The organism is Natrarchaeobius halalkaliphilus (assembly GCF_003841485.1).
GTDB classification, from domain to species: Archaea; Halobacteriota; Halobacteria; order Halobacteriales; family Natrialbaceae; genus Natrarchaeobius; species Natrarchaeobius halalkaliphilus.
In genome coordinates this window covers 335,248-346,850 of the sequence record NZ_REFY01000002.1, presented here as the reverse complement: position 1 = coordinate 346,850, position 11,603 = coordinate 335,248, and the positions used below count along the sequence as shown (strand labels likewise).

Here is an 11,603-nt window from a genome sequence, read left to right as displayed (position 1 = left end):
GACGGCCGCTCCCGCTTCAGACGACCGTTTCCGGTTCCCCATCTTCGCGGGTGTGGCGAATCTGTTTCTCGGCGGTGCGCTCAGTGATGGGACAGCTCGGTCGCGGCTTCGAGAGCGATGTCGATCGCACGGCCGACGTTGTTCTTTGCCTTCTCAGGGAGTTCGTCGTCTTCCGTATCCGTTCCCTTCTGTGTCCCATCGACGAGATTACCGTCGACGGTACAGATCGCTCCGGCGCGAAGCCCGCGCCGTCGAGCGAGCGTAAAGAGCGCGGCGGCTTCCATTTCGACCGAGAGCAAACCGGCTTCTTCCCAGTCCGCAACGTATTCTTCAGTTTCGGCGTAGTAAGCGTCGTCCGAGGCGATCGGACCGACGTGCACCTGTCCCGCCGCGTCCTCTCCGTTCGACGCTCGGACCGTTCGGTTTCCTTCGCGTTCGTTTGCGGTCTCGACGAGCGCAGAGAGCACCTCGTAGTCCGGAACGGCGGGGTATTCGGCGCGTTCGTACCGTTTCGAGGTCCCCTCGTTTTTCGCAGCACCGGTGGCAACGATCATATCACCGATCTCGATTCCCGACTGCAACGCGCCGGTCGTCCCCACCCGAAGCACGGTTTCGACGCCGACGTTCGCGAGTTCCTCGAGGGCAATTGCGGCGGAGGGACAGCCGATCCCCGTCGAACAGATCGTGAGCTCGCATCCCTCGTAGCTCGCGTTGACGACCTTGTACTCGCGGTTGCTTGCGACCGTTTCGGATTCGTCGCAGTGGCTCGCGATTCGATCGACTCGACCGGGATCACCCGGAACGAGCGCGATATCGGTCAGGTCACCGTCCTCGACGAGCAGGTGTGGCTGGGTACCCATACCATCGCGTTCCCCGGGTGACGAGAAAAAAGGTTCGAGAAGGGGACGGTTCGATCGCCGGATCACGACGCCGTCGGGGACACCTCGACACGTGTCGAGGTGACGACGACGGTCACATCCTCGACCTCGAACTCCACGCGATCGGCCGAGCGCTCGACGCCGCGTCGTGTGTCGGTAAACAGCGCATCCAGCGCTTCGGGATCGACGTACTCGTAGAGGTTCGTACTCGTTTCGGTGACGCTTTCACCGTGATATCGTGCAAGGGCGGTTACGACGGCGACACTGGGCGATTCGTCAACCCCTCGGTCGTACGTTAGGCATCGATCGAGCAGGTATCCGTCGGACTCGCATATCCTTCGTTCCGTCATGTCTCTCCATCACGTTTCCGTGACAATGTACTCGAGTGGCCAACGGCTCATCACATATAGCTACCGTCAGACACCAGCAGCTGAAAAGCACATAGAGGCGTACTGGAAGTCGCTCGCTCGTGTGGGTTCGACAGCATTCCGTCCTCACCGGCGGCCGATAAGACTCCACCGCTCAGAACCGTGACCCGAGAAAGGCCGATATCTCCTCGGTCGACGGCGCGTTTCGAGCACCGTGAGCGCTCGCCGTCAGTGCACCGCAAGCGTTTCCGTACTCGAGTGCGCGTTCGACGTCGTCTCCCTCGAGCAGTCTCGCGATGAAGCCGGCTGCGAACGCGTCACCCGCGCCAGCGGTATCGACGGGATCGACGTCGAATCCGGCGTGTGTGTACGAGCCGTTGGGAGCGTGGACAACGGCACCGTCCTCACCGTGTTTGACGACAACGAAACGGTCGATTCCGATCGACTGTCCGAAGTGGTCTTCGAGCAGTACCGCGCTCTCCCTGTCGTTTGCAAAGACGATATCTGCCACCTCGAGCGTCCGTGTGAAGTTCCGGTCCGCAATTCGACGCCCGGGATCGACGCTGACGGTGGTGTCGCTCTCGTGTGCGGCGGTCGCGATCGCCGCGGCCGTCTCGGGACGCTGTCCCGTTATATGGACGTGCTCGGCCGTTCGTATCCCCGACTCGTCGACGTCGTCGGGGCCGATAGCCTCGTTGACGCCGTCGTTTCCGAGGATCGCGACTTCGCCTTCGTCGTCGACGAGCAGGTACTTGACGGCGGTGTCCGCACCGTCGACGACACACACCCGGTCCAGGGAGACGCCGGCGTCCTCGAGCTCCTGGCGGGCGAGCAAACCGTTGTCGTCGTCGCCGACGCTTCCGATCAGTCCCGTCTCGATTCCGAACCCGGCCAGCGAAGCGGCGACGTTGCCCGCGCTTCCGCCGCCGGACTGTCGTTGTGAACGAATAACGGCTTCACCGTCCGCAACGGGAAAGCTGTCGACTCGGAGCGTCACGTCCCAGTTGATGTGGCCGGCAGTAACCACCCTAACCATTCGATTATCGGAACGTCGATGGCCGACGAGAAAAGTCTAGGCGACGGCGAACAGGAGGACGTTGTGAACTCCCGGTCCGAGACCGAGCGCAGCGATCAGAGCGAGGAGAAATCGTCCCTGGGACGGATCGGCGTCGACGTACTCCCTGAAGAGTCCGAGGACGACCATCGCCAGCGCGATTTTCACCGCCACGAACAGCCAGCCAGCGCCGATGTACTCCGCCGTCGGGAGGGATCCACCGGCCTCCAGGATCATGCGCGAGACCGGAACCTCTTCGCTGGCTCCGAGCACGTCGTAGCCGATGGCGGTCGAGATGCCGTCGAGCGCGTGACCGAAGACGACGAGTGCGCCGGTCGCACCCGTGGTCGCGGCGACGTCGGTGAACCAGAGACCGAGAACGAGCCAAGCAAGAGCCGTGACCAGTCCCGAGACGACGACGGCGACGACGGGCCAGAACGGCTGGACCGCTCCGTGTTCCCAGCCGACGACGAGCACAACGATCACCGATACCGCGAAGACGACGACGCCGACGCTGCCCAGAAATCGCTCCGCCGTCCGCTGGAGGCCGGCGGCCTCGAGAAAGGTTCCGAGAATCCAGACGAGACCACCGACGGTTGCCGTCACCAGATAGACGCCCGGCGAGGCGAACAACACCGCGATTGCGTCCGGATAGACCTCGAGTCTGTAGAGGACGTGCGCGGCGGCACCGATCATCATCCACGGCGCGAACGCGAGTACCGTCCGATCGGTCACCGGTGGCTCGAGCGTCCACAGGAGTGAGACGGCGCTGAGAAATACCACGAGGAGCGGAACGAGGAGGTACCACGGCGGAACCACGAACCCCTCTGGTAAGACCATACGCCTACAGGCACATGCAAGTAACTAACATGTTGCGGTTATCTCCGAATCACCGACAGAATACGTACTCGTGTCGTGAGCGGACACTCGAGGTCGGTGTACACTGCTACGTTTCCCACGGCTCGGTGGTCGTCTCACCGAACAGCTCCCGCATGAGCGTCACGACGCTTTCCGGCGGGAACTGGCCGTGTTCGGTGACGATCGCGTCGACGTGTCTCGGGGGCGTGACGTCGAACGCCGGGTTTTCGACCGTGAATCCGTCGTCACCGTCCTCGAGATCGGTTATCTCGCTCCGTTCGGACGATGTGAGTACTTCCGTTTCGTCTCGCATCTCGATCGCGACGGTGTGGCCGGTCATCGTCCCCGGGTGAAGTTTGATCGTCTGAGCCGCAACCATCACCGGAACGCCCCGTTCGCGTGCGTTGACCGCGAGGCCGCTCGTTCCGATCTTGTTGATGACTCCGCCGTCGGCGGCGATGCTGTCCGCTCCGACCAGAACGTGATCGGCGTCGTCGAGATACCGTCTGGCCGCGTTGTCGACGATCAGAGTCACGGGCACACCCCACTCGCGGAGCTCTCGGGCCGTGATGTGGCCCTGCTTTCTCGGCCGGGTCTCCGTGACGATCGCTTCGATCCGTTTTCCGTCATCGAGCGCGGCCTCGATACACGCCAGCGCGTCGGTCGAGTGACAGTGAGTCATGACGACGTCGCCATCCCGCAGGCGGTTGGATCCGATCTTTCCTAGCGTCGTCTGTGCGTCCTCCAGATCCTCTCGGAACGTTTCGGCCCTGTCGATCGTCGACGACCGTAACTCGTCGACGCTATCCCCGTCCGTTCCTCGAAGAACGTACCTGAGGGCGTTCGGCAGGCTCACAGCGGTCGGGCGCGTCTCGTAGAGCGTTCTGGCCGCCACGCGGAGCTGGGTTCGAAACGCCCCCGGAGTCACGGCGTCGGATCGCTCGGCCTGTATCGCAAGCGCAGCCGCAGCCGCATCAGCGATCGCTGCCGCACCGCGTATCCGCATCGCGGCGATATCGGCGGCGGTCGATTCAACGACCGGATCGACGGCAGGCGCTTCGTTTCCCATGCGTAACGAAACGATGGCACGGAACAAAAGCGATCGGTCGGCTTTTTGACCGTCCGGCGAGTCGGTCCGCTATGGAGCGCAACGAACTCGCGCCGCTAATCGATCACACCGTTCTCGGACCTGAGACGACGCCCACCGACGTTCGATCGGTGCTCGAGGACGCACGAGCGTTCGGGATGAACGCCTGTATTCCGCCGTACGCACTCGAGGACGCGACCAGCGACGCTTCTGACGTGACGATCGCGACCGTCATCGGGTTTCCCCACGGCCAGAACGACCACGACGTCAAGCGTCGCGAGGGCGTTCTCGCCTGGAAGGCCGGCGCGGACGAACTCGACGTCGTGATCAACGTCGGTCGACTGAAAGCGGGGGAGGACGACGCCGTTCGGGCCGAACTGGCGGAAGTCGTCGCCGCGGTTCCGGTCCCGGTGAAAGTGATCGTCGAGACCGCCCTACTGACGGAGGCCGAAACGGAGCGAGCGTGCGAGGCCGCGGTGGCTGCTGACGCGGCGATGGTCAAGACCTCGACCGGCTTTGCCGACGCCGGCGCAACGCTCGCTGACGTCGAGTTGATGAGCGGCTACCTCCCGGTCAAAGCAAGCGGCGGAATCGGGAGCTACGAGGAAGCGCTCGCGATGCTCGAGGCAGGGGCCGAACGGATCGGCACCTCGAGCGGCGTCGAAATCCTCGAGGGCGCACCGTCACGCCAGTCGTAGCGACGGCGACGGCGGGTTCGATCGAACACTCCGCTCGGTGGCTCCGATCTCAATCGCGGCCGTGGCGAGTCAGGCACTTCGAGAGGCCGATCAGTTCGACGGGTTCGGAATTGTCCGGCGAGTAGACCACCATCTGTCCTTTCTCCATGTAGGGCACTTTCGACTCGAGGTTGCTGGGAATGTTGACGCTCTTGATGGCGTCCTCGTCACCGAGGTTCAACACGACGGTGGTGTTGATCTGCTTGAAGACGGCGTCGTCGATATCCTGTGGGTCCTGGGTGATGAGAAAGAGACCGAGCCGTTCCTTTCGACCCTGTTTTGCCGCCTCGGTGAACTTGTTGATGACCTTCCGGGCCTGAACGCTGTCGGCGTCCGTGAGGAAGTTGTGCGCTTCGTCCATTCCGAGGACGAGCGGCGTCTCCTTGATCCGATCGTAGGTCGGATCGTTCGAGAGCTTCTCGTCGATCAGCAGCGACGAGAGTGCGAGGACGACGGCCTCCGTCGCTCGAGTGTCGTTGATATGGTAGGTCGGAACGACGCTTAGCTCGCCGGGACGGACGAGGTCGTGAACGAGGTCGGTGATCGGCCGTGCGTCCTGATCGAAGACGTCGTCGAATCCGAACACGCGACGGCGGACGGCATCGTACGTCGCCTCGTGGACGCGTCCCGACTCGTCGAGTTCTTCGCGCAACGCCGGATCGTCGAGGAAGGTTTTGAACTGCGTGTACGTCCCGTCGTTTCCGTACTCCGAGAAGAACCGGTCGATCAGGAACGTCAGCGCGCCGTACTGATTGTCGTTGAGCGAGCCACCGGAGACGAGCCACGGGCGGCGTTTGCACATCGAAAAGGGAACTGTGAACTCGATCTGCTCGGCGCGGTGGTGGCCCGCCGAGTACGCCGCCGAACCCACTCGCGGAATAAAGGCCGTCGTCTCCGAAACGCCGCCGTGGGCGATTCCCTCGCGCTCGAGACGGCGAGCGAAGGCGTCGTCGAGGTCCGGGTTGTCGTCGTGCATCTGAGCGTACTCGTCCTGGGGATCGAACTGGACGACCGCGGGGCTGACCGTCCGGCCGTCGGCCATCGGATAGGTTCGTTCGTCCGCGAGGAATTGCCGGAGGACGTTCTTCGCGCCGTGGGTCTTGCCCGAACCGGTGCCGCCAGCGATCAACGTGTGACGAAAGACGAGTGGGTCGCCCGCCTCGTAATCGTCTTTCAGGCGGTAGTCGATCGTCGGCGGCGACGCCGCCGTTCTGACTTTCTCGCCGCCGACCGAGAGGTGGCCGAGGAAGACCCCGTCTTCGGGCATCTTTAGTCCGGTTTTGATCGCTTCGGTGTCGTCGGCCGTTCGGACGATCGTCTGTGGCTTGGGGACGCGGTCGGTCATCCGTCGTTTCAACTCGCCGTCGTCGTCGTAGAGCACGGCGACCGGCTCCAGTCCGGCGACGAACTTGTAGTCGGCTTCCTCGATGTCGTCGGCCCGCATCGCCCGACGGGCGTGGATCTCCGTCGCGTCGTCCGCGTGATACTGCTGGGCATACTCGAGTCCGGTGATCCGACAGAACAGCGTTTCACCGTCGGGATAGGGTGCGAGCAGGTAGCTGCCGAGACGGATCGACGACCGGTTGCCGCGAGTGATGTAGGCTCGGAGCGTGGTGTCGTCGCCGTCCTCAGCGACGCGAAGGCCCTGTGAGACACAGACCGCACCGATGCCGACGTCCTCTCCGCGGGGTTCGACGGCCGTCGATTCGAACGCATCGTCCGAACGCGACCGTTCCGATGGGCCGTCTCCGGACCCGATGTCGGTCTCGCTGGGACTGCTCGAGTCGGAGCCGGTTCCAGCGTCGGAACCCGAATCCCCGGCTCCGTCGCCGGACGCTGCGCTGTAATCACCGAAGTCGCCCAGATCGGTCATACTCATTCCATCCGACTGGTTCCTGAAACCCGTTTCCCTCCCGATCCGGTATGGGCGTCACGGCCGTAAACGCGTTACTCGGGGGTGAAGGCGTTCGCCCAGGGGGTTTCCGGTAACAGATCGGACGGATTGTCGTACCGATGTTCCGGTGCAATCGAAAACCGTCACCGATCGAATCGGTACTGATTTACAGGATCTCGTCTCAGGACTCGATCGAACGGACCAGCCCCGACTCGGGATCGTACTCGAGGAGGCCGGCGTCATCGAGCGCGGGGAGATGCGAGTGGTGTAGGGCGGCCGTGACCGTGTCGGCGTCCGAACGTTCGATAATCCCGTTTGCTGCGAGCGTCGAGGCGAGTGCCTCGAGTGAGAGCGAACCAGCGTGCCCATTCAGGACGTCGAGCAGACGCAGTCGAACGGGATCGGTGAGACACTCGAGACGCTGCGTGTCGTTTTTCAGTACCCTCGAGAGCCTCTCCGGACAGACGGGCGGGTTTTCGACGAGGGCAACGCCGCGTTCGTCATCCCACTCGACGATTCCGGCGTCGACGAGACGCGGAAGGTGGTTGTGAACGAGGGAGAGGTGCACCTCCCGACGCGCCGTTCCGACCGGAACGTCGGTCCCCCCTCGCTCGATGAGCGTCGTCGTGAGCTCCTCGAGCGTTACTCGAGGCCGATCTTCGATGATTTCGAGCAATCGGACACGCCGGGGATGTCGAAGAATCTCGTAGTGGTCCACGGGGACGTCGTTCAGTAGACTCCGGCCAGCGCTGCTACCGGGAGTTACGTCCGAACTCATTACCAGTACAGATCAGCGTGCCGCGGATAAGCCCATCTCCAAAAGAATTTGGGAGGGGGACACATCACATCCGGACCTCGCGTATTCGATCGGGTCACGGGAGATGACAAGTGTCGAGAACGTGATGAGGTTCGGCCGTCTGCAAGTCACTCCCTTTTTGCACCCGCGAGACGTAGGTGTGGCATGCTCATCGTTCGCGGATCGGCGGGTGGGACCGAGCTCACTGGCACGCTCTACGAGCGTGGTGAACAGGCCCCGTCGTTCCGCGGTGCCCCGGACGAAGACGCCGCGTACGTCTGGGTCTGTGACGAATTCTACGAGGTCGACAGCGGAGGGACCACGCAGCTCGTCGACGGACGCGAAGTCCACCTCGCGTTCGAGTCCCCCATGCCACGCGGCTTCGATACGCGACCGCAGGCCATCGAGTGTGCCAAAGAACACGTTCGAACGCAGTTCGCCCGCATCGGAATGGACCCGGCAGACGTCGAATTCGACGTCGAAAAGAGCGAGATCGACTCCGAAGAGTGACGGACAGGAGTTCATGGACCGAACGGTGTCCGAACCGGACGTGATGAACTGATACGGTCTGCTGTAAGTCAGTACCGGCCGTATCCGGAGACCGGGTGCCGGGTGCGTCGGTAAACAGTTACAGCAGACCGTATGAGTGGTACTACAGCTCCTCCCAGCGATGATCGTCGTAGTTGCGCGTTCGGCTCGTGTCGAACTGCGTTTCGAGTGTCTCCCGAAGGGACCGTTTTTCGGCTCGACTGATCCGTGCGAGTTCGTCCGCCTTTTCGATGATAGTCGGCGGGCCGTGGGCGACCGCGACGTCCTGGAGCAGTTGCATCGTCAGTCGCTCTCGAGTATCGGGATCTCGAGTGAACGCGTACGGCGCCTCGACCCGGTAGATGAGATCGTCTCGGGGATCGTACACGACGAAGAACGTCACCTCGTACCGATCGGACTCGAGATGGCGATCGACTCCCAGCGCGTCGCCATCGATCGACAGCGGCCGATCGACGCCACCGCGTGAGCGAAACCAGTTCGTGTACGACAGCGCATCGGTGTCGCGCTCCCAGCGTTCGCCGTCGACGTCGTCGACGTACTCCCCGCGCTCCAGCAGCCGAGTGAACAACGCCGTGTCGTCGGCCCACGGCACGCTGACGTCGACGTCCCGTCTGTTCGTTACGGTCCGCGTGATGAGCCGAGTCGCCGGGTTCTTGACGAATCCCACGAGAGGTATCTCGCGTTCGACGAGCGTCTCGACCAGCCGAACGTAGTTCTCGAGCACCGTCGTCGGCCGCGGATCCTCGAGCAGAAAATCGGACAGATCGGGGTGTTGATCGGCCCATCTGAGCAGCCCTCGCGGGTACAGCGGTCCATCGAGGACGAGAAGGTCGCTGACGTCGGCCGCGTGCTCGAGTGCGTGTTTGCTCTCTGCGAGATAGAGCGCGAGCGCGTGGACGACTCCCTCGGCAAACCGGGGCAGTGGCGGGATCTTCACCGCTCGACTTCGACTGTACCCCTCGTCGAACGCTCCCCAGTTCTCGTCCACCGTCATCGTCTCGTCGTTCGAGTGAACCGTCATGACCGTCGTCCGCGACCGGTGTATCTCGAGGTCACTCGGCGTCGTGCTCATCGCGGCCTGGGCAATGTCGATGACGAGGCCGTTTTTGAACGCCGTCGGATTGATCGTCCCCGCGTCGAGACCGTGCTGGGTCGGGAACTTTCGGTCACACAGTGCGACGTCCTCGCAGTCGACGACTCGACGGCCCTGCTCGTCGACCGGCTCCATCACCGTTCGAGCGTCCGATCGGAGGGGGTCGAGAAAGTTTTCCCAGACGGTCTCGGCAAATTCGCGGCGGTCCCGTTCGCTGGCACCGTGATCGATCCGCCTCGCGAGTTTCGCGATGCCGTCGTAGTGGACCGGATCGAGTGTCATTGCCGTTGACTCGAAGTCCACTTGCAAAAAGCCAGTGATCGGAACCGAAACGCCGGTCGCCCATGGAAACTCGAGAACGCGTGACCGGCCGGGTGTATCGGATCTCCCTCGAGCCGACAACGATAGGTAGTTACGCCAGGCCCGGCATCGCTCGAATATGGATGCAGCGCTGATCGTTCTCGACGGTTGGGGGCTCGGAACCGGCGAGGCACGGGACGCCGTCGAAGCGGCCGAGACACCGACGTTCGATCGTCTCACGAGAACCGGGGCTGACGGCAGACTCGAAGTCTCCGGACGACGCGTCGGCCTGCCGGCGGGACAGATGGGAAACAGCGAGGTCGGTCACCTCAACATCGGCGCGGGACGGGTCGTCTATCAGGAGTATACCCGGATTTCGGATTCGATCGACGACGGCTCCTTCCGGGAGAACGAGGCGATCACCGCGGCGCTGGACGCGACTCGCGAGAACGGCGGACGCGCCCACTTCGTGGGTCTGGTGAGCGACGGCGGCGTTCACTCCGACCACGAACACCTCCACGCACTGATCGAACTGGCCGCCGACCGAGACGTTTCCGCCGTCACTCACGCCATCACCGACGGTCGAGACACCTCCCCGACCGGTGGGCGGGACTATCTCTCGACACTCGAAGACGTGATCGGCGAGCAGGGGACGGGTGACGTCGCCACCGTTTCCGGCCGATACTACGCGATGGATCGGGATCAGAACTGGGATCGGACGAAACGGGCGTACGACGCGATCGTAGCTCGAGACGCAAACTGGACCGCCGATTCCGCGGTCGAGGCGGTCGAGGAATCGTACGATCGCGGCGAGACCGACGAGTTCGTCGAGCCGACGCTGATCCGGAACGGTCCGCGTCTTCGAGACGGCGACTCGGTCATCTGGTTCAACTTCCGGTCGGACCGGGCTCGCCAGCTCACTCGGATGCTCGCGGATATCCGCCGCGAAGACTGGGCCACCGAGTTCGAAACCAGCCCCCCCGATACGACGGTCGTGATGATGACCCAGTACGACGCGACGTTCGACCTGCCGGTCGCGTACCCTCCGAACCGGCCGGAAAACGTCCTCGGTGAAGCGCTCGCGACCGACGGCAAGACGCAGCTTCGGATCGCCGAGTCCGAAAAGTACGCCCACGTCACCTACTTCCTGAACGGCGGTCGCGAGGTCGAATTCGACGGCGAAACCAGAAAGATCGTGGAAAGCCCGGACGTTCCGACCTACGACGTACAGCCCGAGATGAGCGCACCCGAGGTCACAGAGACCGCGATCGATACGATTCGATCCGACGATCCCGACGTGCTCGTACTCAACTACGCGAACCCCGACATGGTCGGACACACCGGCGATTACGAAGCCGCGATCGAGGCCGTCGAGGCCGTCGATAGCCAGCTCGGTCGGCTCGTCGACTGTCTCGAGGACGCCGGCGCACACGTTCTCATCACCGCGGATCACGGAAACGCAGACGAGATGGGAACCGAAGACGACCCACACACCGCACACACGTACAACGACGTGCCGGTCGTCTTTCTCTCTCCCGACGGAACGGACGACGATCGATCAGTTCGCGACGGCGGCACGCTCGCGGATCTCGCGCCGACCTTGCTCGAATTGATCGGTCTCGAGCGCCCGCCGGAGATGACCGGCGAACCGTTGCTCGAGTGATCTCGTCGCCGACGGCTTCGGCCCCGTTCGCTACTATTATGGTCGCGGGGACAGAACGCTTCGATATGAGTGCCGATGGATCCCTGATGGCCGACGAGGACGAGGAGTTTATTCGTCGGGTGCTGTCGATTATGGCCGTCTGGCTGATCGTTACCGTCATTGCCGGAGTCGCACTGGTGTTACTTCGAGATCCGTTCGCCGGACTGTTCGCTTTCGCGGGAGCCGGCCTGTAGCGTCGTTGACGTGGGCGGCGACTGTGGCTGTCCCCCGTCCAGAGCACCGAGGAACTCCTCCGTTTCGCGTTTGCTCGGGAACTCGCTCGATCA

At 63.2% G+C, this 11,603-nt stretch carries 12 protein-coding genes; 4 read left to right on the top strand and 8 right to left on the bottom strand.

Going from position 1 to position 11,603, the window contains the following annotated elements; genetic code table 11:
* Window positions 1-80: 80 nt before the first annotated feature.
* From EA462_RS05290 to EA462_RS05270, 5 genes are all read right to left on the bottom strand, one after another.
* Complete coding sequence (locus EA462_RS05290; RefSeq protein WP_124177525.1) at window positions 81-860, bottom strand: nucleoside phosphorylase; 780 nt, start codon at window positions 858-860, stop codon at window positions 81-83.
* A gap of 62 nt (window positions 861-922) precedes the next feature.
* Window positions 923-1,228 (bottom strand): HalOD1 output domain-containing protein, encoded by a 306-nt coding sequence (locus tag EA462_RS05285; protein WP_124177524.1) that lies wholly within the window; start codon window positions 1,226-1,228, stop codon window positions 923-925.
* A gap of 172 nt (window positions 1,229-1,400) precedes the next feature.
* Window positions 1,401-2,282 carry a carbohydrate kinase family protein gene (locus tag EA462_RS05280; protein WP_124177523.1) on the bottom strand — a complete coding sequence of 294 codons (882 nt, stop codon included), beginning with the start codon at window positions 2,280-2,282 and terminating at the stop codon, window positions 1,401-1,403.
* 36 nt (window positions 2,283-2,318) lie between these two features.
* Entirely contained in the window at window positions 2,319-3,140 is an 822-nt protein-coding gene (locus tag EA462_RS05275; RefSeq protein ID WP_124177522.1) for a DUF63 family protein, read from the bottom strand.
* A 106-nt stretch (window positions 3,141-3,246) separates the two neighbouring features.
* Window positions 3,247-4,227, bottom strand: a complete 981-nt coding sequence (locus tag EA462_RS05270; RefSeq protein WP_124177521.1) for a ribose 1,5-bisphosphate isomerase — start codon at window positions 4,225-4,227, stop codon at window positions 3,247-3,249.
* A 71-nt stretch (window positions 4,228-4,298) separates the two neighbouring features.
* On the opposite strand from EA462_RS05270, the gene deoC reads away from it, so the two are divergent.
* Window positions 4,299-4,943 (top strand): deoxyribose-phosphate aldolase, encoded by a 645-nt coding sequence (gene deoC / locus EA462_RS05265; RefSeq protein ID WP_124177520.1) that lies wholly within the window; start codon window positions 4,299-4,301, stop codon window positions 4,941-4,943.
* Window positions 4,944-4,992: 49 nt separating this feature from the next.
* Here deoC and EA462_RS05260 read toward each other — a convergent pair whose 3' ends face one another.
* Window positions 4,993-6,855 (bottom strand): ATP-binding protein, encoded by a 1,863-nt coding sequence (locus EA462_RS05260; RefSeq protein WP_124177519.1) that lies wholly within the window; start codon window positions 6,853-6,855, stop codon window positions 4,993-4,995.
* A 202-nt stretch (window positions 6,856-7,057) separates the two neighbouring features.
* Window positions 7,058-7,654 carry a DUF7344 domain-containing protein gene (locus EA462_RS05255; RefSeq protein WP_124177518.1) on the bottom strand — a complete coding sequence of 199 codons (597 nt, stop codon included), beginning with the start codon at window positions 7,652-7,654 and terminating at the stop codon, window positions 7,058-7,060.
* Between the two features lie 183 nt (window positions 7,655-7,837).
* Here EA462_RS05255 and EA462_RS05250 point away from each other — a divergent pair, with 183 nt between their 5' ends.
* A complete protein-coding gene (locus EA462_RS05250) occupies window positions 7,838-8,182 on the top strand; it encodes a DUF7113 family protein (RefSeq protein ID WP_124177517.1) in 345 nt (114 codons plus the stop codon).
* 142 nt (window positions 8,183-8,324) lie between these two features.
* Here the strand turns inward: EA462_RS05250 and EA462_RS05245 are convergent, their stop codons facing one another.
* Complete coding sequence (locus EA462_RS05245) at window positions 8,325-9,596, bottom strand: DNA double-strand break repair nuclease NurA (RefSeq protein ID WP_124177516.1); 1,272 nt, start codon at window positions 9,594-9,596, stop codon at window positions 8,325-8,327.
* Between the two features lie 157 nt (window positions 9,597-9,753).
* Between EA462_RS05245 and gpmI the strand changes: the two genes are divergently transcribed.
* Both gpmI and EA462_RS17210 read left to right on the top strand, forming a co-directional pair.
* A complete protein-coding gene (gene gpmI / locus EA462_RS05240) occupies window positions 9,754-11,277 on the top strand; it encodes a 2,3-bisphosphoglycerate-independent phosphoglycerate mutase (protein ID WP_124177515.1) in 1,524 nt (507 codons plus the stop codon).
* Window positions 11,278-11,342: 65 nt separating this feature from the next.
* Entirely contained in the window at window positions 11,343-11,510 is a 168-nt protein-coding gene (locus EA462_RS17210) for a hypothetical protein (protein WP_165872019.1), read from the top strand.
* The last annotated feature ends 93 nt before the right edge of the window (window positions 11,511-11,603 follow it).